At 64.7% G+C, this 22,251-nt stretch carries 29 protein-coding genes; 6 read left to right on the top strand and 23 right to left on the bottom strand.

What is annotated here, in order from left to right; translation table 11 throughout:
- Nucleotide 1: 1 nt before the first annotated feature.
- The 8 genes from ruvB to DM995_RS06445 form a co-directional block, all read right to left on the bottom strand.
- Complete coding sequence (ruvB, locus tag DM995_RS06480) at nt 2-1,024, bottom strand: Holliday junction branch migration DNA helicase RuvB (RefSeq protein WP_116968880.1); 1,023 nt, start codon at nt 1,022-1,024, stop codon at nt 2-4.
- The gene (locus tag DM995_RS06475) at nt 1,021-1,806 is read right to left on the bottom strand and encodes a hypothetical protein (RefSeq protein ID WP_157973096.1); all 786 of its coding nucleotides are present in this window, start codon (nt 1,804-1,806) and stop codon (nt 1,021-1,023) included. The genes ruvB and DM995_RS06475 overlap by 4 nt, the downstream gene beginning before the upstream one ends.
- On the bottom strand, nt 1,806-2,405 hold the full coding sequence (ruvA, locus tag DM995_RS06470; protein ID WP_116968878.1) for a Holliday junction branch migration protein RuvA: 600 nt from the start codon (nt 2,403-2,405) through the stop codon (nt 1,806-1,808). The genes DM995_RS06475 and ruvA overlap by 1 nt, the downstream gene beginning before the upstream one ends.
- 162 nt (nt 2,406-2,567) lie before the next feature.
- Nucleotides 2,568-3,053, bottom strand: a complete 486-nt coding sequence (ruvC, locus tag DM995_RS06465) for a crossover junction endodeoxyribonuclease RuvC (protein ID WP_116968877.1) — start codon at nt 3,051-3,053, stop codon at nt 2,568-2,570.
- A 96-nt stretch (nt 3,054-3,149) separates the two neighbouring features.
- Complete coding sequence (locus DM995_RS06460) at nt 3,150-3,893, bottom strand: YebC/PmpR family DNA-binding transcriptional regulator (RefSeq protein WP_116968876.1); 744 nt, start codon at nt 3,891-3,893, stop codon at nt 3,150-3,152.
- Between the two features lie 50 nt (nt 3,894-3,943).
- On the bottom strand, nt 3,944-4,456 hold the full coding sequence (locus DM995_RS06455) for an arsinothricin resistance N-acetyltransferase ArsN1 family B (RefSeq protein WP_116968875.1): 513 nt from the start codon (nt 4,454-4,456) through the stop codon (nt 3,944-3,946).
- A gap of 7 nt (nt 4,457-4,463) precedes the next feature.
- Nucleotides 4,464-4,706 carry a DUF2312 domain-containing protein gene (locus tag DM995_RS06450; RefSeq protein WP_116968874.1) on the bottom strand — a complete coding sequence of 81 codons (243 nt, stop codon included), beginning with the start codon at nt 4,704-4,706 and terminating at the stop codon, nt 4,464-4,466.
- Nucleotides 4,707-4,778: 72 nt separating this feature from the next.
- Complete coding sequence (locus tag DM995_RS06445; RefSeq protein WP_198669275.1) at nt 4,779-5,102, bottom strand: DUF1244 domain-containing protein; 324 nt, start codon at nt 5,100-5,102, stop codon at nt 4,779-4,781.
- Between the two features lie 113 nt (nt 5,103-5,215).
- Here DM995_RS06445 and pyk point away from each other — a divergent pair, with 113 nt between their 5' ends.
- Entirely contained in the window at nt 5,216-6,673 is a 1,458-nt protein-coding gene (gene pyk, locus DM995_RS06440; RefSeq protein WP_023837177.1) for a pyruvate kinase, read from the top strand.
- A 4-nt stretch (nt 6,674-6,677) separates the two neighbouring features.
- Here the strand turns inward: pyk and DM995_RS06435 are convergent, their stop codons facing one another.
- The 4 genes from DM995_RS06435 to ykgO all read right to left on the bottom strand — a co-directional run bounded on the left by DM995_RS06435 (nt 6,678) and on the right by ykgO (nt 8,216).
- Nucleotides 6,678-7,076 carry a type II toxin-antitoxin system VapC family toxin gene (locus DM995_RS06435; RefSeq protein WP_116968873.1) on the bottom strand — a complete coding sequence of 133 codons (399 nt, stop codon included), beginning with the start codon at nt 7,074-7,076 and terminating at the stop codon, nt 6,678-6,680.
- A complete protein-coding gene (locus tag DM995_RS06430; protein ID WP_023837175.1) occupies nt 7,073-7,330 on the bottom strand; it encodes a type II toxin-antitoxin system Phd/YefM family antitoxin in 258 nt (85 codons plus the stop codon). Before DM995_RS06430 ends, DM995_RS06435 begins: the two co-directional genes overlap by 4 nt.
- A 28-nt stretch (nt 7,331-7,358) precedes the next feature.
- The gene (locus DM995_RS06425; RefSeq protein ID WP_116968872.1) at nt 7,359-7,982 is read right to left on the bottom strand and encodes an HAD family hydrolase; all 624 of its coding nucleotides are present in this window, start codon (nt 7,980-7,982) and stop codon (nt 7,359-7,361) included.
- 108 nt (nt 7,983-8,090) lie between these two features.
- On the bottom strand, nt 8,091-8,216 hold the full coding sequence (gene ykgO, locus DM995_RS06420; RefSeq protein WP_003046794.1) for a type B 50S ribosomal protein L36: 126 nt from the start codon (nt 8,214-8,216) through the stop codon (nt 8,091-8,093).
- Nucleotides 8,217-8,465: 249 nt separating this feature from the next.
- Between ykgO and DM995_RS06415 the strand changes: the two genes are divergently transcribed.
- The 3 genes from DM995_RS06415 (at nt 8,466) to DM995_RS06405 (ending at nt 10,754) form a co-directional block, all read left to right on the top strand.
- Complete coding sequence (locus DM995_RS06415) at nt 8,466-9,092, top strand: DUF4136 domain-containing protein (RefSeq protein WP_116968871.1); 627 nt, start codon at nt 8,466-8,468, stop codon at nt 9,090-9,092.
- A complete protein-coding gene (locus DM995_RS06410) occupies nt 9,089-10,249 on the top strand; it encodes a M14 family metallopeptidase (RefSeq protein ID WP_116968870.1) in 1,161 nt (386 codons plus the stop codon). Before DM995_RS06415 ends, DM995_RS06410 begins: the two co-directional genes overlap by 4 nt.
- 76 nt (nt 10,250-10,325) lie before the next feature.
- A complete protein-coding gene (locus DM995_RS06405; RefSeq protein ID WP_116968869.1) occupies nt 10,326-10,754 on the top strand; it encodes a hypothetical protein in 429 nt (142 codons plus the stop codon).
- On the opposite strand, the gene DM995_RS06400 is transcribed toward DM995_RS06405, so the two are convergent.
- From DM995_RS06400 to DM995_RS06350, 11 genes are all read right to left on the bottom strand, one after another.
- The gene (locus DM995_RS06400; RefSeq protein ID WP_116968868.1) at nt 10,755-11,990 is read right to left on the bottom strand and encodes a dicarboxylate/amino acid:cation symporter; all 1,236 of its coding nucleotides are present in this window, start codon (nt 11,988-11,990) and stop codon (nt 10,755-10,757) included. It abuts the gene before it with no gap.
- Nucleotides 11,991-12,061: 71 nt separating this feature from the next.
- Nucleotides 12,062-13,846: an SLC13 family permease gene (locus DM995_RS06395; RefSeq protein ID WP_116968867.1), complete on the bottom strand. Its 1,785-nt coding sequence runs from the start codon at nt 13,844-13,846 to the stop codon at nt 12,062-12,064.
- A 41-nt stretch (nt 13,847-13,887) separates the two neighbouring features.
- Nucleotides 13,888-15,249 carry a spinster family MFS transporter gene (locus DM995_RS06390; RefSeq protein WP_116968866.1) on the bottom strand — a complete coding sequence of 454 codons (1,362 nt, stop codon included), beginning with the start codon at nt 15,247-15,249 and terminating at the stop codon, nt 13,888-13,890.
- Between the two features lie 165 nt (nt 15,250-15,414).
- Complete coding sequence (gene aroC / locus DM995_RS06385) at nt 15,415-16,485, bottom strand: chorismate synthase (RefSeq protein WP_116968865.1); 1,071 nt, start codon at nt 16,483-16,485, stop codon at nt 15,415-15,417.
- Nucleotides 16,486-16,564: 79 nt separating this feature from the next.
- Nucleotides 16,565-16,984, bottom strand: coding sequence for a hypothetical protein (locus DM995_RS06380; protein ID WP_023837166.1), 420 nt, complete (start codon nt 16,982-16,984; stop codon nt 16,565-16,567).
- A 25-nt stretch (nt 16,985-17,009) separates the two neighbouring features.
- Entirely contained in the window at nt 17,010-17,264 is a 255-nt protein-coding gene (locus tag DM995_RS06375; RefSeq protein ID WP_198669274.1) for a DUF2442 domain-containing protein, read from the bottom strand.
- A complete protein-coding gene (locus DM995_RS06370; RefSeq protein WP_232824126.1) occupies nt 17,248-17,406 on the bottom strand; it encodes a DUF4160 domain-containing protein in 159 nt (52 codons plus the stop codon). Before DM995_RS06370 ends, DM995_RS06375 begins: the two co-directional genes overlap by 17 nt.
- Nucleotides 17,407-17,496: 90 nt before the next feature.
- Nucleotides 17,497-18,300 carry an enoyl-ACP reductase FabI gene (fabI, locus tag DM995_RS06365; RefSeq protein ID WP_116968864.1) on the bottom strand — a complete coding sequence of 268 codons (804 nt, stop codon included), beginning with the start codon at nt 18,298-18,300 and terminating at the stop codon, nt 17,497-17,499.
- Between the two features lie 11 nt (nt 18,301-18,311).
- Nucleotides 18,312-19,205 (bottom strand): YihY/virulence factor BrkB family protein, encoded by an 894-nt coding sequence (locus DM995_RS06360; RefSeq protein ID WP_023837162.1) that lies wholly within the window; start codon nt 19,203-19,205, stop codon nt 18,312-18,314.
- A gap of 15 nt (nt 19,206-19,220) precedes the next feature.
- Nucleotides 19,221-20,159 (bottom strand): DnaJ C-terminal domain-containing protein, encoded by a 939-nt coding sequence (locus DM995_RS06355; protein WP_031317833.1) that lies wholly within the window; start codon nt 20,157-20,159, stop codon nt 19,221-19,223.
- A 79-nt stretch (nt 20,160-20,238) separates the two neighbouring features.
- Nucleotides 20,239-20,700 (bottom strand): ABA4-like family protein, encoded by a 462-nt coding sequence (locus DM995_RS06350; protein ID WP_116968863.1) that lies wholly within the window; start codon nt 20,698-20,700, stop codon nt 20,239-20,241.
- 128 nt (nt 20,701-20,828) lie between these two features.
- Between DM995_RS06350 and pdxH the strand changes: the two genes are divergently transcribed.
- Nucleotides 20,829-21,413, top strand: a complete 585-nt coding sequence (gene pdxH / locus DM995_RS06345; protein ID WP_116968862.1) for a pyridoxamine 5'-phosphate oxidase — start codon at nt 20,829-20,831, stop codon at nt 21,411-21,413.
- An 11-nt stretch (nt 21,414-21,424) separates the two neighbouring features.
- Nucleotides 21,425-22,234 carry a PhzF family phenazine biosynthesis protein gene (locus DM995_RS06340; protein ID WP_116970349.1) on the top strand — a complete coding sequence of 270 codons (810 nt, stop codon included), beginning with the start codon at nt 21,425-21,427 and terminating at the stop codon, nt 22,232-22,234.
- Nucleotides 22,235-22,251 lie beyond the last annotated feature (17 nt).

Below are 22,251 nucleotides of genomic sequence, written 5' to 3'. Positions count from 1 at the left end.
GCTACAGGTCGAACAGGCCTTCCTGCGAACCTTCGGGCGGGTTGAGCCCCAGATGCTTCCATCCGCGCGCATTGAGGCAGCGGCCGCGCGCTGTGCGCGCGATCAGGCCGAGCTGGATCAGATAGGGCTCGATCACGTCCTCGATGGTGTCGCGCGGTTCGGACAGCCCCGCCGCCAGCGTCTCGACGCCGACAGGACCGCCGCGATAGATGTCCGCGATCATCATCAGATAGCGCCGGTCCATCGCGTCGAGCCCCAGGCTGTCGACCTCGAGCCGGGTGAGGGCAGCATCGGCCGCAGCGGCGTTGACCGTCGCATGGCCCGCGACATTGGCGAAATCGCGCACGCGGCGCAGCAGCCGTCCCGCCACGCGCGGGGTGCCACGCGCGCGCCGAGCGATCTCGGTCGCGCCGTCCCTGGCGATCGACAGGCCCAGCAACCGCGCCGCGCGGCTGACCACCAGTTCCAGCTCTTCCACCGTATAGAAATTGAGTCGCACCGGAATGCCGAAGCGGTCGCGCAACGGCGTGGTGAGCAGCCCCTGGCGCGTGGTCGCGCCGATCAGGGTGAAGGCGGGCAGGTCGATCCGCACGCTGCGCGCGCTCGGACCTTCGCCGATGATCAGATCGAGCGCGCGGTCCTCCATCGCGGGATAGAGCACCTCCTCGACCACCGGATTGAGCCGGTGAATTTCATCGATGAACAGCACATCGCCTTCCTCGAGATTGGTGAGCAAGGCAGCCAGATCGCCCGACTTGGCGATGACCGGGCCCGAGGTCGCGCGAAAGCCCACGCCCATCTCGCGCGCGATGATCTGCGCCAGCGTCGTCTTGCCGAGCCCCGGCGGGCCGAACAGCAGCACATGATCGAGCGCCTCCGACCGGCTCCGCGCCGCCTCGATGAACACGCGCAGATTGTCGCGCGCCGCCGCCTGGCCGATGAATTCGCCCAGGGTCTTGGGACGCAGCGCCGCATCCTGATCTTCGGGGATGCGGTCGGAGGTGAGGAGGCGGTCTGTGGTCATATTTCGAACTTTTCGTTCCAAGGCGATTGCCTATTCTTTTTTTTGACTCCAATCGCTTCGCTAAACGGCTGAAAGAAATGTTCAGGCCGTTGTCTTGAAAAAATCAGACCATTTGCGCAGCGGAGGATACTATCCCACGCATTGTCGATCGAAATAACTCCAACGACGCCGAACGCTGCATCATCAACAAACCGCGCGTAGTTATAGATAGATTCAGTCAGGAAACGAACCTTCGCTACATCAATCATGAGGTTTATCATGCCCAGATCGGCTGCCGCCTGACTGACTTTAAAGCCGTTGAAACGAGCAATCATTATCTGAAGGCTCGCTATCAACTCTGCAACATGACGCGCATTTGTTCCGTCATCCAATGTTTCTATGAAGATGCCGAATGCAGATGTGATCTCACGAGAAATCTCGACAGGCTCAAAGCCCAGCTTGAGCGGGTGTGCGTCCAAAAGCTCGTCTACAGCTGCATCAAATTCGTTGTTACCGGCTTTTTCGAATCTATCCGCAAGCGTATCTGCTACATTTTGAGTGAGTTCGCTTATTGCTGCCAGGGCTAACGGCATGCTCATTCTAGCGGCTCGATGGCGGCGTTCGATCTCCTCACGGTGCTGCCTGTCGGATTGGGTAATTTGGCGGCGGAGAAACACGATGCTGAGGCCTGCTGCTGCCAAGGCAAGATTTCCACCCTCAAGAGTCTGCCAGTCAAATAGACATTGACTTAAATCTCCTACCCAATCCGCTGGAATGCGGCAACTCAGCTTCGGAGTACTCATCACCGCGCCGCCTTCTTTAGCGCCAGCCGCACCAGGGCATCCAGGGTAGCACCATCGCCCAGTTCGCCCTCCGCTTCCGCCACCGCGCGGGCGGCTTCGGCAGGTTTGAAGCCCAGATTCTGGAGCGCCGAGACCGCGTCGGCGGCGTGGCTGCCCACCGGGACGGGGGCGCCCATGCCGCCGGGGCCGAGCGCGATCACGCCCATCTTGTCCTTGAGTTCGTTGCAGATGCGCACCGCCAGCTTGGGGCCGACGCCCTGCGCGCGCGCGATCATTGCCTTGTCGCCCTGCGCCACCGCGCGTGCCAGTTCCTCGGGGTTGAGCGCGGAGAGGATGGCGAGCGCCACCTTCGATCCCACGCCCTGCACGCTGGTGAGCAGGCGGAAACCATCGCGCTCGCTGGCCGAGGCGAAGCCGATCAGCCGCATGTCGGTCTCGCTCACCTGCATCTCGGTGTGCAGCACCACTTTCTCGCCGCGCGCGCCGAGGTTTGCCAGGGTGCGGGACGAGGCGAACACGAGATAGCCGACGCCGCCCACGTCGATTATCGCATGGTCATGCGCGGTGCTGTCCAGCAATCCGGTAAGCTTGGCGATCATTCTGCTTCATTCCCTCTCCCCTCCGCGGGAGAGGGTTGCGCAGACTTGGGCGCTCGCGCCCTAGTCGGAGCTGGGTGAGGGGGCGCTCCACCCTCTCCAAGCTGCGCTAGCCGCTTGCGCGGCAAGCTTCGCTATCCTCTCCCGTCGAGGGAGAGGAATGCCCTAGCGCAGTTTCTCAAAGCCCGCCAGATGCGCATGGGTGATCGCGACCGCGAGCGCATCGGCCGCGTCCGGCCCTGCGATCTGCACGCCGGGCAGCAGCCGCTGGACCATCGCGTCGATCTGCACCTTTTCGGCCGCGCCGGTACCGACGATCGCCTTCTTGATCAGCCGCGGCGCATATTCGCCGACGCCCAGGCCCGCGCGCGCGAGGCTCAGCAACAGGCCCCCGCGCGCCTGGACGAGCTTGAGCGTCGTCTGCGGGTTCTTGTTGACGTAGATTTCCTCGATCGCCGCTGCATCGGGTCGATAGTCGGTGACGATCGCGGCGACTGCGGTATCGAGCTCGAGCAGCCGCGAGGGCAGGGGGGCCTTGGCGTTGGTCCTGATCTGCCCGTTGGCGATATGGCTCAGCCGATTGCCCTGATAGCGGATCACGCCCCACCCGGTGGTGCCGAGGCCGGGATCGATGCCGAGGATGATGGTCATGGCGTTGGCGAAAGTCCCGTTTGTCCCGAGCGCAGTCGAGGGACGTCGCACAACGTCCCTCGACTGCGCTCGGGACAAACGGCGGTGGAGAAGGCGTTAACCCAGCTTCTCCATCACCGCGTCCGACACTTCGTAATTGCCCCAGACGGTCTGCACGTCGTCGTCATCGTCGAGCGCGTCGATCAGCTTGAACAGTGACTGGGCGTCGCCTTCTGCGACATCGACCTTGACCTGCGGGCGCCAGGCGAGCTTGACGCTCTCGGCTTCGCCCAGGGTCTTTTCTAGGGCTCCGGCGACGGCGTGCAGGTCTTCCATGCTGGTCCAGATGTCGTGACCGTCCTCGGTCGATTCGATGTCCTCTGCGCCCGCTTCCATCGCGGCTTCGAGCACCTTTTCCTCGTCGCCCGCGCTGGCTGGATAGGTGATCAGACCCATGCGGTCGAAGCCGTGGCTGACGGCACCCGATGCGCCCAGATTGCCGCCATTCTTGCTGAACGCAGTGCGGACATTGGTCGCGGTGCGGTTGCGGTTGTCGGTCAGCGCCTCGACGATCAGCGCGATGCCGCCGGGGCCATAGCCCTCATAGCGGATTTCCTCGTAATCCTCGCCGCCGGCGGCTGCGGCCTTGTCGATCGCGCGCTGGATATTGTCCTTGGGCATCGACTGCGCCTTGGCGGCGTTGACCGCGAGGCGTAGGCGCGGGTTCATGTCCGGATCGGGCAGTCCCATCTTGGCTGCGACGGTGATTTCGCGGCTGAGCTTGGAGAACATGGCCGAGCGCTTCTTGTCCTGCGCGCCCTTGCGATGCATGATGTTCTTGAATTTACTATGGCCTGCCATGGCGGATTTCTGCCTGCTTTATGGGTGGATGTACGTGCTGGAGCGGGCCTTTACACCAGCGGGGCGGCTGATAGCAACCGCTGCCACCAGCCGACGTCGCGCCAGCCGCCCAGCTTCCACCCGACCTCGCGATAGATGCCGACCGGCACCATGCCCATCGCCTCGTGCAGCGAGATGCTGGCGGGGTTGGGAAGCGCGATGCCCGCGAACACGGCATGATTCGATCGCGCGCGCAGCCGATCGAACAAGGCGGTGTAAAGCGCGCGGCCCACGCCGTGCCCCTGGGCATGATCAGCGATGTAGATCGCAATGTCCGCAGAGGTGGCATAGGCGGCGCGGGCACGGTGCGGGCTGGCATAGGCATAGCCCAGAATGTCGCCGCCCCGTTCGGCCACCAGCCAGGCGTGCGACTGGCCGTAATCGGCGATCCGCCGCGCCATTTCGGTGGCATCGGGCGCTTCGGTCTCGAAGCTGACCCAGCTGTTTTCGACATGGGGGGCATAGATGGCGGCGAGCGCGGCTCCGTCGTCGGGGTGACCGTCGCGGATGTCGAACGCCGCCATCGCGCAATCAGCCGAGGCCCAGAGCGGCCTTGTAGGTGTCGAGGATCGCTTCCATTTCCTGGCGATCGTGCGGCTCCATCTTCCGCAGCCGGATGATCTGGCGCATGATCTTGGCGTCATAGCCCTGCGATTTGGCCTCGTTATAGGTATCGCGGATGTCGTCGGCGACGCCCTTGCGCTCTTCTTCAAGGCGCTCGATGCGTTCGATGAAAAGGCGCAGCTGGTCGTCGGCGGCAATCGGTTCGCTCATCGCAAGATTCTTTCAGCAAAAGGGTGGGAGCACCGGGCGAATCCCCGGCACGGAATCAATCGGAGCGCCCCCTTAATGGGCGTGAGCGTTCTTCGCCACGCTTTCCTTCATCCGGGCGAGTTGCTCGTCGCTCGCCTCGCCTTGATAGCGCGATTTCCAGGTGGCGAAGTCCATGCCGTAGATCAGCTTGCGCGCGGCATCGCGGTCGGGCGCGCCGCCGGCCTCCATCACCCAGTCGGCCAGGCAGTTGCGGCAGAATCCGGCGAGCCCCATCAGGTCGATATTCTCGGCATCGTGCCGATGGCGCAGATGCGCGACCAGGCGGCGGAAGGCGGCGGCGGCGACCTCGTCGGGAATGTCGACTTCCATCGGCGGGGCAGGGGCGGCATCGGTCATGGCATTTTTTCCAGTTGGGTTTTGCGATTGGCGGCGCTCTGCCCTAAGCAGGAGCCGAATGCGCCGTGGAGACGTGCAAAGGTCCGCGGCTGAGACCAGTTCAAGGGAAGACTATGAGCAAGACTATCGCCAAGCGCAGCCGCAAGGTCAAGATTCTGGCGACCCTGGGCCCTGCCAGCAACAGCCCCGAAATGATCGAGAAGCTGTTCCGCGCCGGGGCCGACGCCTTTCGCGTCAACATGAGCCATGGCGAGCATGCGACGCACGCCGCGACGATCAACGCCATCCGCCAGATCGAGACCAGGCTGCAGCGCCCGATCACGATCCTGTGCGACCTGCAGGGCCCCAAGCTGCGCGTCGGCACGTTCGAGGGCGGCAAGGCGTTTCTCAAGCACGGCCAGCATTTCACGCTCGATTCGAACCCTGAACCCGGCAACGACCAGCGCGCGTATCTGCCGCACAAGGAGATTTTCGCGGCGCTTGGCAAGGGTCAGCGGCTTCTGATCGACGATGGCAAGATGGTGCTGCGCGTGCTGCGCCCCGGCGATGCCGAAATCCTCTGCTCGGTCGAGGTCGGCGGGTTCATCTCAGACCGCAAGGGGCTCAACGTCCCCGACAGCCTGGTGCCGATGGCGGCGCTGACCGAGAAGGACCGGCGCGACCTGGCCTTTGCGCTTGAAATGGGGGCGGACTGGATCGCGCTCAGCTTTGTGCAGCGGCCCGATGACGTGGCAGAAGCGCGCAGCCTGATCGGAGGACGCGCGGCGCTGATCGCCAAGATCGAGAAGCCCGCCGCGCTGGCCTCGCTCGATGCGATCATCGAACTGTCCGATGCGGTGATGGTCGCGCGCGGCGATCTGGGCGTCGAGATGGCACCCGAAGAGGTGCCGGTGATGCAGAAGCGCATCGTCGAGACCGCGCGCCGATCGGGCAAGCCGGTAGTCGTCGCGACGCAGATGCTCGAATCGATGATCACCAGCCCGTCGCCGACCCGCGCCGAGGTGTCGGACGTCGCCAATGCGGTCTATGACGGCGCCGATGCAGTGATGCTATCGGCGGAAACCGCAGCGGGCGAATGGCCCGAACTCGCCGTGGGCATGATGGACCGGATCGCGACCCAGGTCGAGAGCGACCCCGGCTATGCCGCGCGGGTGCACTTCATCGAGACGCTGCCCGATGCGACGACGGCGGATGCGCTGTCGGCGGCGTGCAGCGAGATCGCCAATACGGTGCGGGTGAGCGCGATCGTGTGCTTCACCCTGTCCGGATCGACCGCGCGGCGCGTGTCGCGCGAGCGCCCCTCGGTGCCGGTGATGGTGCTCACCCCATCGCGCGAGACGGCGCGGCGCGTCGGCCTGCTCTGGGGCGCCTATCCTGTGGTGACCCGCGATATCGGGAGTTTCGAGGAGATGATCGGCAAGGGCAAGCGCATGGCGCTGCGCCATCACTTCGGCGAAGCCGGCGGCCGCATCATCGCGCTGGCGGGCGTGCCGTTCGGGACGCCGGGATCGACCAACGTGCTGCATATCGTCACGCTGACCGGCGAGGAACTCAAGGGCTACAAGGGCTGAGCGTCTATTGCGGCTGATAGGCCAGCGGATGGCCGAGCAGGGTGCGGTCGCGCGTCAGCAGCCGCGCGCCGCTCTGCTGCGCCTGGACCAGCAGGAGCTCGTCGAACGGATCCTTGTGCGCAATCGGCACGAGGAGCGGTGTCGCGGCGGTCTGGGCGTCGAGCGGCATGACTTCGAGACCCATCCGCTTCAGGGCGCCAAGCACCGGCGTCGGATCGCCTGGCCCCTTGCGCGCGCCTGACACATGGAAGCTGTTCCATTTCAGCCGCAATTCCCAGATTGCGATCGCGGAAACCAGAATTTCGTTATCGATAGTAGTCAGTGCCGCCAGTTCATGGCCTGTCAGGGCATCGCGCTCGACCGCAAGCCAGTAGGCGATATGGGTGTCGAGCAGCAGCCTCAATCTTCAAGACCCAAGACATCGCGACTGAACGCAGGATCATCAAAATTCTGGGGAAGCTTCATGGCGCTTGAGTTCCAGCCAATCTCCGACAGATAGGCATCGGCGGCGGCAAAATCGAGTGGCCGCTTGCCCTGCGCAATGGTCAGTTCGACAACGGCGCGGCCATGGCGCGTTATAACCACCCGCTCACCCCGCATGGCGGCAGCGATGGCTTCGGAAAAACGGGCCTTGGCTTCTCGGATCGACATCTGCATGAGCCAAGCATACCACAATCCGTGACCCTCAAGTAGTCACAATCTCCAGCACGCCGCGCGCGATCAGCTCCGCCTCGAGCGTGGCATGGTCGCGGAAGACATGGCCCTGCAGGCCGCAGGCGATGGCGCTGTCGATATTGTCCTGGCGGTCGTCGATGAACAGCGCACGCGCCGGATCGATAGCGAAACGCGCGATCGCGAGGCGGTAGATCGCCGGGTCGGGCTTCACGAGCTTTTCCGCGCCCGACACCACGATGTCTTGGAACAGGTCGAAGATCGGCGCGGTCGGGCGGAACATGTCCCAGAACTCGACGCCGAAATTGGTGATGCCATACAGCGGATAGCCCAGCAGCGCGAGCTTCTCTGCCAGATCGAGCATGCCCGGTACCGGTCCCGGAATTGTCTCCAGCCAGCGCGGGACATAATGGCCGATCAGTTCGGCATGATCTGGAAATGCTGCAGTCCGTTCCGCAACCATGTCAGCCAGTGGTCGGCCGGCGTCGTGCTCGAAATGCCATTCCGGCGTGACGACGGTGGTCACGAAATGATCGAGCGTCGCCGGGTCGTCGATCAGCTTGGCGTAGAGATGCCGGATGTCCCATTGGTACAGGACATTGCCCACATCGAAGATGATCGCGTTCACTGGCTGCATTCGTGCCCCCTCAAGCGCGCAAGCAAAAGGCCCCGGAGCCTGCCGGAGCCTTTGAACTCGTATCAGACCTGTTCCGAAGCGCCCCCGGAGGAACGCCACGGGCCACAATCAGCCCTGGCGGGCCTTGAAGCGGCGGTTGGTCTTGTTGATCACATAGGTGCGGCCGCGACGACGGATCACGCGGTTGTCGCGATGGCGATCCTTGAGCGACTTCAGCGAATTGCGAATCTTCATGACGTGGGCCCTTGATTGAAATCGGATGGGGGTCATGGCGTCCGTGGCCAAGCGCAGCAGCGCGTTCGCCGGGCCGGAACATCCATGCCGGAAAGCGGCGCGGATACGTGGAGGGGCGGGTAAAGTCAAGCATCGCAGCGGCTGCGCGAGGCAATTTTTTGGCCGCTTCATTGGCCATTCATCGCGAACTGGGTTAGGCATCGACAGGGCAGGCGCGCAAGGCCTGAACCGGGAAAGGGCGCAAACATCATGGCTTTTCTTCGCAGATCGAACGCGGTGGTGCTGTGCGCCGCGCTTGCCATGGGTGCAGCCTTGAGCGGCTGCGTTTCCCCCGCTGGGCCGGTCGAGGCGGTACGCTTCGTCTCGCCCGACCGCGCGGGCGAACTCGGGCGCGGCGCGATTCGCGTCGTCGCGGGCGAGGGGATGGACAGCAACGCGCTCGAATATCGCAGCTATGCCGCTGCGGTGGAGCGCGAGCTCGAGCGGATCGGCTATCAGGTGCTGCCCGTCGGAGCGCGCGATGCTGCCGATATCCAGACCGCGACGGTGCGGGTCGAACGCTCGGTGCTATCCCCCATCGGCAATGACCGCGGCCCGGTGACGGTGGGCGTGGGGGGCGGAACCGGTGGTTTCGGCTCGGGCGTCGGGGTCGGCATCGGCATCAACCTGGGCGGTCGCCCCAAGGGCGAGGTCGTGACCGAGATGTTCGCCAATATCCGCGCGGGCGATGGCGCGATCCTGTGGGAGGGTCGCGCCAGTGTCGAGGCGCGCGAAGGCTCGCCCATGGCAGAGACGCAGCTCAACGCCGCGAAACTGGCGCAGGGACTGTTTACCGGCTTTCCCGGTGAGTCCGGAGCGACTATCAGCGTGCCATGACTCACGCCTACACCCCCAGCATCACCGCTGCCTTCGATTCCGGAAACATCGTCAACCATGGTCTGGCCCAGCTGCCCGATGGCGGCTGGCGCGCCGAACTTGCGATTCGCAGGGACAAGGATTCGGATTTCTTCCAATGGTTTCACTTTCGCGTCGCGGCCCAGCCAGGGACCGATCTGGAATTGGTCATCACGGGGCTGCGCGAATCCGCCTATCCTGATGGCTGGCCCGGCTATCGCGCCTGTGTCAGCGAGGACCGCGACTATTGGGGCCGTGCGGAGACCAGCTATGACGCGGCCGCTGGTGCGCTGACCATCCGCCACCAGATGGGAACGGGCGTCGCCTGGTTCGCCTATTTCGCGCCCTATTCGATGGAGCGGCACCATGATCTGGTCGCCGAGATGGCGAGCCGCCCCGGCGTGCAGCACCGCGAGCTGGGCCTCAGCCTCGACGGCCAGCCGATCGATTGCCTGGAGCTGGGCGAGGGGCCGCTGCAGGTCTGGCTCTATGCGCGCCAGCATCCGGGCGAATCCATGGCCGAATGGTGGATGGAAGGCGCGCTCGAGAAGCTGACCGATCCCGCCGATCCCCATGCGCGGCTGCTGCGCCAGAAATGCACGTTGCACATCGTGCCGAACATGAACCCCGACGGCTCGTTGCGCGGGCATCTGCGCACCAACGCGGCGGGGGTCAACCTCAACCGCGAGTGGCACGAGCCCAGCCTCGAGCGCAGCCCCGAAGTGCTCTGTGTCCGCAATGCAATGGACGCCACCGGCGTGCACTGGGCGATGGATGTGCACGGCGACGAGGCGATCCCGCATGTCTTCATCGCCGGGTTCGAGGGCATTCCGTCCTGGACCGGCGAACAGGGCGCGCGATACAATCGCTATCGCGACCTGCTCGCCGCGCGCACGCCGGATTTCCAGACCGCCAAGGGCTATCCCAAGGCCAGTGCCGGCCGGGCAAACCTCTCCATGTCGACCAACCAGCTCGCCGAGCGCTTCGGCGCATCGCATGGTTGCGTATCGATGACGCTGGAAATGCCGTTCAAGGACAATGATGATCTGCCATGCCCCGATCAGGCCTGGAGCCCCGAACGCTCAAAGCTGCTGGCGCACGATTGCCTGGCGGTGCTGGCGGAGATGATGGCGGGCTGAAACGCGCCACCGTTCATCGCGATGCAAGGGTGAGCGGCGCATGATCAGACCTGTTCCGCCACGGAAAGGATTCGCCATGCCCGCACCCCGCCGCCTGATCGCTGCCGGCCTTATCGTCACCGGCGCTGCGCTGTTCGCGGTGCAGTCCTTCGCTTATGCAGAGGATACGCCCGCCAAGCCCTCGCGCGTGCCGCCGGCCGAAGTGGTCGGCGAGCCGGTTAGCTGCATCAACCTTGCGCAGATCCGCAGCAGCCAGGTCCGCGACAATCAGACGATCGATTTTATGATGGCGGGCGGCAAGGTCTATCGCAACGAATTGCCGCAGCAATGCGGATCGCTCGGTTTCGAGCGGTCCTTCACCTACTCGACCTCGCTGACCCAGCTTTGCAATGTCGACATCATCACGGTGTTGCAGAATGTCGGCGGTGGCTTCCAGCGCGGGGCGAGTTGTGGATTGGGCCAGTTCACGCCGGTCAAGCTGATCAAGCAGCCCAAGGGCGGCTAATCAGACATCATCGGCCGAGATCATCTCGGCCCGGTCCAGTTCGCCGGTCATGGACGCGACGGTGACGGCCACGGCCGCATCGCCGGTGATGTTGGTGGTGGTGCGGATCATGTCCATGATACGATCGACGCCTGCCACCAGCGCGATGGTTTCCAGCGGTACCCCGACCGAACCGAACACCAGCGCCATCATGATCAGGCCGGCGCCGGGTATGCCCGCCGCACCTACGGCGCCGAGGGTGGAGGTGAACGCAATCATCGCATAATCGGCCCAGCTCAGGTCCACGCCGAAGATCTGCGCACCGAACAGCGTGGCGAGGCAAAGGTACATCGCGGTGCCATTCATGTTGATGGTCGCGCCGAGCGAGATGACGAAGCTCGACACGCTGCTCGACACGCCCAGATTGCGCTGGGTGCAGCGCAGGGTGACGGGCAGCGTGGCATTCGACGATGCGGTCGAATAGCTGACCGCCATCGCATCGACCATGCCGCGAAAGAAATCGATCACCGGCAGCCGCGCGATGAAGCGGATCATCACCGAATAGAAGACCAGGATGATGATCGCGCAGCCGAGATAGTTGAGCGCCACGAGCTTCGCGAGCGGCACCAGACCTTCGAACCCGAAGGTCCCGGCAACCCAGGCCATCAGCGCGAAAACGCCGAACGGGGTCAGTTCCATCACGATCATCGTGACCTTCTGCATCACGACCGCACCGGAATCGAAGATGCGCGCGACCGGCTCGCCCTCCTGTTTCGCCATCAATATCCCGATCCCGAGCAACAGCGAAAACACGATCAGGGCCAGCACGTCGGTGGTCGCCATGGCCTGGACGACATTGTCGGGCACCATCTTGAGGATGGTGTCGGTCGGGCTGGTCGCGGTCGCGGGGGGAAGATCGGTCGAGCCGGCCAGGCTGGCATCGACGCCTATGCCGGGCCGGACGAGCGTGCCCATGGCGAGGCCGAGGACCGCAGCCAGCTGGCCGGTGATCAGGAACAGCAGCATCGCCCGTCCGCCGACCGCGCCGAGCTTGCGAAGATCGCCGATCGAGGCGACCCCCGCGACCAGCGAAAAGAAGATCAGCGGCACGACCAGCATCTTGATCGCGCGGATGAACAGATCGCCGATCCATTTGATCGAAGCCGCGCCTTCGCCCCAGACCAGACCCGTGACGATCCCGAGCGCGAGCGCGGCGACCACGCGCTGCCAAAGCGGAATACGGAACCAAAGGCTCAAGCTGCGTCCCCGGATGCGGTTACCCGCCTAGGACGAAATGCCACCGTGCAGGGGCATCGCGGCGGGTGTCATCAGCTCAACGCAATGATCGCGAAACAGGTTGCCAGCCCGACGCCGATGGTGAGCGGAATGCCCGCCTTGAAGAAGTCGGTGAAGCGATAGTTGCCCGCGGCATAGACCAGAGTGTTGGTCTGGTAGCCGATTGGCGTGGCAAAGCTGGCCGACGCGGCGAACATGACCGCGATGACCAGCGGGCGCGGATCGATGCCGAGGTCCGCGCCCAGCTTGATGACGATCGGCGTGACAAGGATGGCCACCGCATTGTTGGTGATGATCTCGGTCAGCAGGACCGAAACGACATAGACCGCGAAGACCACCGCCCAGACGGGCGCCTCGACGAGGAAGGGCGCGAGCGCGTTGACCACCATCGTCACGCTGCCCGCTTCCTCCAGCGCCAGTCCGACCGCGAGCATGCCGAAGATCAGCACCAGCACATTGCCGTCGATCGAGCTCCACGCCTCTTCGGCATCGATGCAGCGCGCGATCAGGATGAAGCCGACCGCGAGGATCGCCGCGACTTCGATCGCCAGCACGTTGAGCGCCGAGAGGATCACGACTGCTGCCAGCGCGCCGATGGCAAGCGGGGCCTTGTCGCGGCGAAAGGCGCGCGCGCTGGTATTGGTGATGCCGAACAGGTTCGGATTCTCGTACATCCGCGCGATATCCGCCTTCGAGCCGGTGACCACCAGCTTGTCGGCGGCATGGATCTTGGCATTGGGCAGGTCCGATCGCGGCAGGTTGCGATAGCGGCTCAGCCCGAGGATGCGCACGTTGAGCAGCGACAGGAAGGGGATGTCGTAAAGCCGGTTGCCAATGCTGGGGTGGCTGGGCGCGACCATCGCCTCGACCACGACTTCGCCCATCGGCCCGACATCGCCCTTGCGCACGATGCCGACCTTGAAGTCCTGGCTCTTGCGCAGCGACATCAGTTCGGGAAGGTCGGTGCGGATCACCACCACGTCGTCGGGCTGCAGGATCTCGCTCGCCAGATGGTGGCGGATATAGCGGCCGTCGCGCTTGATCGCGGTGACCTGGATCTTGGCGCGCTTGGCAATCGCGGTTTCGCCGAGCGGCTTGCCACGCAGCGTCGAGGCGTTGCGGATGGTGAGTTCGGTCAGGAAGACCTCGTCACTTCCGGTACTCCCGGCTGGCGCTGCCTCGTCCTTGGGCAGCAGCCAGCTGCTGAACACGGCCAGCATGATCATGCCGGCAACGCCCGCGATCAGGCCATAAGGCGTGATCTCGAAAATGCCGAAACCGGGCAGACCGCTCCCCCGGGCGACCGAATCGACGATCAGGTTGGTCGACGTGCCGATCAGCGTGGTAGTGCCGCCCAGGATACAGATGAAGCTCAGCGGGATCAGCAGCTTCTTGGCCGAATAGCCGGTCGCCTGGGCCAGGCGCAGGATGATCGGGATCATCACCACAACCACCGGCGTGTTGTTCATGAAGGCAGAGGCGACATAGACGCCCAGGAACATTTCGGCGACCGCCAGCCGCGGATGCCGCGCGGCGCGGCTGATGATCGCGCCCGCGATCGCATCGATCGTGCCGGTGCGCAGCAGCGCGCCCGACAGGATGAACATCGCCCCGATCGTGATCGGCGCGCTGTTCGAGAAGACGGAAAAGAGCTGCCTGGAATCGATGATGCCGAGGAACAGGAAGGCGCAGGCGCCGAGGATCGCGACCACCGCCGCCGGGAAGCGTTCCAGCACGAAACCAATGAACATCAACGCCAGGATGGTCAGGCCGATCGGCGCCTGCCAGGTTTCGATAAACAGCCTGATGTCGTCCAAGGCTGCCAGCCCCCCCTTGTCGCTTGAAGACGGACTATGCTCTAGCCGCTCTTGAGTTCCGCTGTCAGCCGCAAACTCGCGCGCCAGAACAGGAAGGCGGGGATCAGTCCCAGCCAAGCCGCGCCATAGAGCACCCAGCGCACGCTGTCTTCCCCCGCATAGGGCTGGAACGCGTCGGACATCATCCCGAAGAACAGCGGGCCGAGGCCGAGGCCGATCAGATTCTGCGAGAACAGCATCACAGAAGCCGCCACCGCGCGCGCTTCCGGCCGCACCAGCCCTTGCACACAGGCATAGACGGGTCCGTAATACATGATGTTCATCGCCGTCGGCAGCACCAGCAGTGCCAGCGCGACGCGCCAGTCGGTCGCGGAATAGGCCAGGAACAGGATCGGCGCGGCGAGCGCAATGGCGATGGCAGGGCCGGTGAGCAGGTGCTTGCGGTCGCGCTTGCCGAAATGATCGGCCAGCTTGCCGCCGCCCCAGGTCCCGATCATGCTCGATATCCCCAGCGTCACGCCGAGATACAGCCCCGTCTCGCCCGGGCTGAGCCCGAAATTGCGGATGAACAGCACCGCCACCCACACGCCCTTGCCATAGGACAGGAACGCGATCAGCCCGCCGGCGATGCACAGGAAGACGAAGCAGCGCGAGGTGGCCAGTTCCTTTAGCGCCTCCTTGACCGGAATCTGCACCTTGGCGGCGGGCATGGCGGCCCCCTTGAGCATTCCGGCACGGCGCGGTTCCTTCATCAGGAACGGCACCAGCAGCGCGAGCAGCACGCCGGGCATGCCCACGACATAGAAGGCAGTGCGCCAGCCATAGGCATCGGCCAGCCCGCCACCGATCACCATTCCGAGCAGCGACCCGATTGGGATCCCCAGGCCATAGAAGGCGATGGCGGAAGAACGCTTGTCGGCCGGAACGCTGTCGGTGATCAGCGAATGCGCCGCCGGGGTGCAGCCAGCTTCGCCCACGCCCACGCCGACGCGCGCGAGCAGCAGTTGAGGAAAGGTCCGCGCCGCGCCGCAGGCCATGGTCATTGCCGACCAGATCGCCACCGACCAGGCGATCAGCGAGACGCGGTTGGTGGTGCTGCGGTCGGCATAGCGCGCGATCGGGATCCCCAGCAAAGTGTAGAAGAGCGCAAAGGCGAGGCCCGTCATCAGGCCCAACTGGGTATCGGAAAGCTGGAAATCGCGCTTGATCGGCTCCGCCAGGATCGAGACGATCTGCCGGTCGAGAAAGTTGAAGATATAGATGATCATCAGCGTCCAAAGCATCACGCGCGGACTGGATGCGCCCTGGAGCGACGAAGGGGAAGGGGCAGAAGATGTTACCGGGGCTGCGGCCATGGTCGGCGGCACACCGGCATCGGCTGCCGGGTCGCGGGGGACGGTCATGCACTCTCCTGTCGCGCCGCAGCCTGACCTTGGGGTGGGCGGTCGCTTATGAAAGCCATGCTAGCCATGTTTGCGCCGCAGAGGCAATCTCCCTGCGACAAAATGTGACGTAAGCGTCAACTGCCGCTACGGCACAGGTGGTTCAGCGGTAAGGGAAATCCGCGTTCAACCGCACTGCGCGCGGTGGAGCAGCTTCTGGTCGGCCAGCACCAGCGCCACCATCGCCTCGACCACCGGGGTGCCGCGGATGCCGACGCAGGGGTCGTGGCGGCCCTTGGTGACGATCTCGCTTGCCTCGCCTTGCCGGGTGATCGTCTCGACGGGGGTGAGGATCGAGCTGGTCGGCTTGAACGCGACGCGCACCACCACCGGCTGGCCGGTCGAGATGCCGCCCGCGATGCCGCCGGCATGGTTAGCGAGAAATTCAGGCGCGCCGTCCGCGCCGGGGCGCATGGGGTCGGCATTGGTCTCGCCGCTGAGCCGCGCAGCGGCGAAGCCGTCGCCGATCTCGACGCCCTTGACCGCGTTGATCGACATGCAGGCGGCGGCGAGTTCGCTGTCGAGCTTGGCATAAAGCGGGGCGCCCCAGCCGGCGGGCACGCCTGTCGCGACGCATTCGACGACAGCGCCCAGCGAACTGCCCGACTTGCGCGCGGCATCGACCTTCGCCTCCCAGCACTTCGCGGCCTGCGCGTCGGGGCAGAAGAACGGGTTGCGCCCGATTTCCGCCGCATCGAAGCGCGCCGGATCGATGGCATCGCCGCCGAGCTCGCAGACATAGGCGATGAGCGTCACCTCGGGGATCACCAGCCGCGCAATGGCGCCTGCCGCGACGCGCGCCGCCGTCTCGCGCGCGCTCGACCGGCCACCGCCGCGATAGTCGCGAAAGCCGTATTTGGCATCATAGGCATAATCGGCATGGCCGGGGCGATAGGCCTTGGCGACCTCGCCATAGTCCTTCGATCGCTGGTCGACATTCTCGATCATCAGGCTGATCGGCGTGCCGGTGGTGCGTCCCTCGAATACGCCCGAGAGGATGCGCACCGCATCGGGCTCCTGCCGCTGCGTGGTGAAACGCGAGGTGCCGGGGCGGCGCGCATCGAGAAACGGTTGGATATCGGCTTCGCTAAGGCCCAGTCCCGGCGGGCACCCATCGACCACGGCGCCCAAGGCGGGGCCATGGCTTTCCCCCCAGGTGGTGAAGCGGAAAACGCGGCCAAAGGTGTTGAAGCTCATGCGGCTGTCCCGTCAGGCAGAAAAGGGTCGCGCGCGCTTTGCGGCATTGCGCGCGCGCTGTCCAGAGAGCCGCGAGGCTTCAATCGCCGCGCGCAGCCTTGCCGGGAAAATCGCTGGCCCGCGTCAGCCTGGCGATCTCGTCGCGATAGCGAAAGCGCAGCGCCGACCAGTCGCTGTCGATCGCGATCTGGGTGACGGGCAGCAGGTCCAGTGCGGAGAGGCTGTCCCACCCGTCATCGCGGGACATGTCGGAGACGATCGAGCCCGATTTCTTGGGATAGGCGAACCACAAGGCCGCGCCGCGCCGATAGGCGGCGATTGCGCCAGGCGCGGTCGCGCTTAGCGCCGCCTTGTCGCGCACGAAGGCCAGGATGAGCGTGGGCTGATCCGCCGCTTCTCCCTCGGGAAGCCGCGAAGCGACGGCCGCGGGGCAATCGATGAGCAGGAGAACCGATCCAGGCTTGCAGCCCAGCTTCTTGCACAGAGCGGGATCGGTCATGGTTCAATCAATCCGGCGCAGGCTGTCAGGCGGCGCGAGAGGAGGGGCGGGTCTGGTCGCCGCGACCGGCAATCAGCCCTGCGACCGAAATATCCTCGTCGATTTCTTCCCAGTGAAGACCACGCGGGGACAGGGTCACCGCGGCGCGCTGTTCCGGCGTCGCATCCAGCAGCCGCGGAAACCAGACCAGCGGGACGCCAAGCGTGCGTCCGTCCGAAAGGTTGACCCACAAAGTTTCGTCATCGCAATGCGCCGAGGTCGGGCTAACCGAAATATCCATGCCAAGCCCTTTCCAATACGCTGCGGTGGGCGCGGACGATAAGCATGGCCATCGACAGATCGCGCCGGTTCAGCCCGTGATTATAGGCCACCGATACTTCATCACCAAGCCAGAACTTGGCCTCGCCGTCGCCGTTGGTCACGTGGACATGACAGGGCTCGAGGGGGCTTCCTTCGTCTGAATAGAAAAAGAGCCGGAAGCCACGCTCTCGCAGGACCGTCGGCACGGCGCTTCAATCCAGCGCGATGTCCGGGGCGTCCTCCTGTTTCATGCCGACGACATGATAGCCCGAATCGACATGATGCGTCTCGCCGGTGACGCCCGAGGAGAGGTCGGAGCAGAGATACAGGCCCGCGCCGCCCACGTCGTCGATGGTGACGTTGCGGCGCAGCGGCGCGTTGTATTCGTTCCATTTGAGGATGTAGCGGAAGTCGCCGATGCCGCTCGCCGCCAGCGTCTTGATCGGACCTGCCGAGATGGCGTTGACGCGGATGTTCTCGCGGCCGAGGTCATTGGCGAGATATTTGACGCTGGTTTCGAGCGCGGCCTTGGCGACGCCCATCACGTTGTAATGCGGGATCACCTTTTCCGCGCCATAATAGCTCAGCGTCACGATCGAGCCGCCGTTCGGCATCATCGCGCGCGCCCTTTTCGCAACGGCGACAAGCGAATAGGCGGAGATGTTCATGGTCATCAGGAAGTTGTCGAGGCTGGTATCGACATAGAGGCCGCGCAGTTCGTTCTTGTCCGAAAAGCCGATGGCGTGGACGACGAAATCGATCGTCGGCCAGCGCGCCGCCAGCGTCTCGAACGCGGCATCGAGCGCGGCCATGTCCGACACGTCGCAATCGAAGGTGAAATCGCTGCCCAGCTCTGCCGCCAGCGGAATGACGCGCTTGCCCAGCGCCTCGCCCTGATAGCTGAACGCCAGCTCGGCGCCATGTTCGGCGAGCTTCTGCGCAATTCCCCAGGCGAGCGACTTGTTGTTGGCAAGCCCCATGATGAGGCCGCGTTTGCCCTTCATCAGTCCGTCCATGTCATGATCCTTCAGTTCTTGTCCGTTTTCTGCGGCAATCCGCCGCGCGCCCGCGCAATGGCGGCGTTCAATTCGGCCCCGATTACCATAGCAAGGCCGATGAGAAAGAAGAAAATCAGGCTCACCATCACGCCCGCCAGGCTGCCATAGGTCAGGTCGTAATCGGCAAAGGTGCCGAGAAACCGAGGCAGAATCGCCAGGCACAGCATCCACCAGACCGCGATGAACACCGGGCCGGGCCAGATCGGATGGCCCGCCTCGCGATAGCGCAGCGGGGTCAGCATGCCATAGACGAGATAGAGCATCAGCAGCAGCACCGCGAAGGTGAACAGCTGGCTGAGCACCACCAGCGCCAGCGGCTCTCCGGGGAAATACAGGCTGGTGGCGATCACTTCCGCAGCGCCCGCGAGCACGACCTGGACGCTCAGCGCGAGCATCGTCGCGATCACCGCAAGGATGATCAGCGCCATCGATCCCAATCGCAATTTCCAGAAGGGCTTGTTGCTCTCGGTGCCATAAGCGCGGCGGATCACGGCGCGGATCGATTCGATCAGGCTCGCGGTGGTCCACAGCCCCACCAGCACGGCGAGCCAGAGCAGCGCCCCGGTGCGGGCGTACATCGCCGCTTCCATCGGCGCGGCGAGCACCGAGGCGACGCTGGGCGGAACGGCGGCGAGGAAGCCCTGCACGGCTTCCGCGCCATATTCGCTTCGTCCGAACACGCCGCCGAGCGCCGCTGCGACGATGAAGAACGGAAAGATGCTGAGCAGCGCGAGATACGCGAAATTGCCCGCGACCACGCCGCCATGCGTCATGACGTTACCGGCCACCTCGATCACGATCGCGCGCGATGTCGCCAGCAATTGCTGGCGCTTGTCGGGCCGGGTCAGATCGCTGATCGCCATTCCGTCGCGCTACGCTCAGCCCAGCAGCCCGGCGCGCGGATCGTAATTCGTGCTCCAGCCTTCGACAAACTGGCTCAGTGCCGCATCGCCGCCCTCGGGCAGCCGGATCTGCAACTCGATGATCTGGTCACCGCGCACGCCGTTCTTGCCGTGAAAGCCCTTGCCCTTGAGGCGCATCTGCTGGCCCGACTGGCTGCCCGGCTTGATCTTCATCATCACCGCGCCATCGACGGTGGGAACGCGTACCTCGCCGCCCGCGACCGCCTCTTTCAGCGTGATCGGCAGGTCGAGCCGGACATTGTCGCCGTCGCGGCGGAAGAAGCGGTGCGGGCGCACCTCGATGGTGACGATACCGTCGCCGGGGCCGCCGGGTCCCGGTTGGCCCTTGCCAGACAGGCGCATGTTGGTGCCCGTCTCGACGCCGTTGGGCAGCTTGAGGTCGATGGTCTTGCCATCGGCCAGCGTGATCCGCTGCGGTTTCAAGGTTGCGGCATCGGTGAAATCGACCGCCATCTTGTAGGCGACATTGGCACCCTTGGGCGCGCTCTGGCGCGCGCCGGCATAGGGGCCCGAACTGCTGCCACGCGCCCCACCGCCAAAGCCGCCGAACAGCCCGTCGAAAATGTCGGCAAAGTCGATGCCGTCATTGCCGAAACCGGAAAAGCCCGCATTGTCGCTCGACCGGCTCTGCTGGCGGAAACCGCCGCCGCCAAAGCCGAAGGGCGCCGCCGGGTTGCCGTCGATATCGATCTCGCCCCGGTCGAAGCGCGCGCGCTTGTCCTTGTCGGACAGCAGGTCATAAGCGCGCGTGACTTCGGAAAAGCGCGCGGCTGCGGCCGGATTGTCCTTGTTGTAATCCGGGTGCAGCTCCTTGGCGAGCTTGCGGTATGCGCTCTTGATGTCCTTCTCGCTCGCGCCCTTGGACACGCCGAGAATTGCATAGGGATCAGCCATGAATGTGGTCGCCATTGTTGGTGAAATTATCCATTGTTGCCGATTTACAACAATATCTGGGGTAGGGGCAGGGCATTTTTCAAGCCGGGATGCGGCGGTCGGAAGGGCCGCGCCATAAAATCATCCGGAGCACGATGTAAAGCGCGAGCCCGAACGGCCCTGCGGCAAAGGTGAAGAACAGGATCGGCGCCTGAATCAGCCGTCCTTTCAGGGTGCTGAGCCCATGCGCATCGGCGTTGCGCGCGATCCACAGCCCGACGAACAGGTCGAAGGTCAGATAATGGACCCAGCCGATGGTCACTCCGGCATCGCTGGCAAAGATGGCGCGCACGCCCTCGATCGTCGAGAAATCCGCGCCGCCGCCGGTCGGCACGACGCCGGTCAGTACGAGGGTGAGGCCAGTCGCATAGCCCAGCGCGAGCAGCAGGACCGGTCCGAAAAACAGGGCCTGCATCACCATGTCGCGGCGCGGGGCGAGGATGAGCACCGCCCAGGCGATCATCGCGACGAGGTTGGCGATCCCGAAAATCTGCTCCCACATCGGCGCGCGCTCCCCTTCGCAAAACCCTGTTCAACCGCCAGCGGCTGCGCCATAAGCCGCGCAGGCCCGGCATATCACTGTCTTATATGGCTAAGGCAGTCAAGCAACCGGCCTTGAAACGAGACAGGATGGACATGGCTGACGATCCCTTTGTGCTGTTCAACGACTGGTACATCAAGGCGCGCGAAACCGAGATCAACGACAGCAACGCTATGGCGCTCGCCACCGCCGATGCCGATGGGCATCCGTCGGTGCGCATGGTGCTGCTCAAGGGCCATGGGCCCGACGGGTTCGTCTTCTACACCAATTACGAGGGCCGCAAGGGCGGGGAACTGCTTGACAATCCGCATGCTGCCTTGCTGTTCCACTGGAAGTCGTTGCGCCGCCAGATCCGCATCGAGGGTCCGGTGACTCCGGTCGACGATGCGACAGCGGATGCCTATTTCGCCACCCGCTCGCGCGATTCGCAGCTGGGGGCCTGGGCCTCGGACCAGTCGCGCCCGCTGCCTGACCGCCGCATCTTCGAGCAGCGCTTTGCCGAAGTGCAGAAGCTGTTCGCCGACAAGCCCGTGCCTCGCCCGCCGCATTGGTCTGGGTTCCGCGTGACGCCGCAGCGGATCGAGTTCTGGGAGGATCGCGACCACCGGCTGCACCACCGCCGCGTCTTCACCCGCACCGCAAGCGGCTGGGACGAAGGCCTGCTTTACCCGTAAGGATGTTCGCGATGACCGACCTGCCCGACACCGTGCCCTATTGCCATATCGACGCGTTTGCCGACCGTCCATTTACCGGCAACCAGGCAGCGGTGATGCCGCTCGCCGCCTGGCCCGACGATGAAGTGCTGCAGGCGATCGGCGAGGAGAACAATTTCGCCGAGACCGCGTTCATCGTTCCGGTCGACAGCGACGAGGCGGAGTATGAGCTTCGCTGGTTCACGCCGGCGGTCGAGATCGCGATGTGCGGCCATGCCACGCTTGCCTCAGGCCATTATGTGTTCGAACAGGGCTTTGCCGGCGACACCGTGCGCTTCCTGACGCGCAAGGCCGGGGTGCTGAGCGTCAGCCGCGACGGCGAGATGCTGTCGCTCTCGCTGCCCGCGCTGCCGCCCGAACCTGGCTCGCTGCCCGACTGGACCAGCCTGCTGGGCGGCCTGCCGAGCGAATATCACGTCCATCCCGGCCGTTACAACGTGCTGCTGTTCGACCATGCCGATGACGTGCTGGCGCTCTCGCCGGACTTCAAGGCGCTGGCGGCGCTGGGCGATCACCAGTTCATCTGCACCGCGCCGGGCAAGGATACCGATGTGCTCAGCCGCGTGTTCGTGCCGGGAGCGGGCGTCGACGAGGACAGCGTGACCGGTTCGGCGCATGCGGTGCTGACCCCGTTCTGGGCCGCGCGACTCGGGCGCAGCAGCTTCACCGCGTTTCAGGCGAGTCAGCGCGGCGGGCTGCTCCATTGCACGCTCGACGGCGACCGCGCGGTGCTGGCGGGCCAGTGCTTCACCGTGGTCACGGGGACGTTCCGGCTGCGGTGATTTTGCAATCTCCCCTC

The organism is Blastomonas sp. UPD001, assembly GCF_003426715.1.
In the GTDB taxonomy this organism is placed as follows: domain Bacteria; phylum Pseudomonadota; class Alphaproteobacteria; order Sphingomonadales; family Sphingomonadaceae; genus Blastomonas.
Note: the sequence above shows the minus strand (reverse complement) of the source record. Positions and strands in the feature narration are given on the sequence as shown.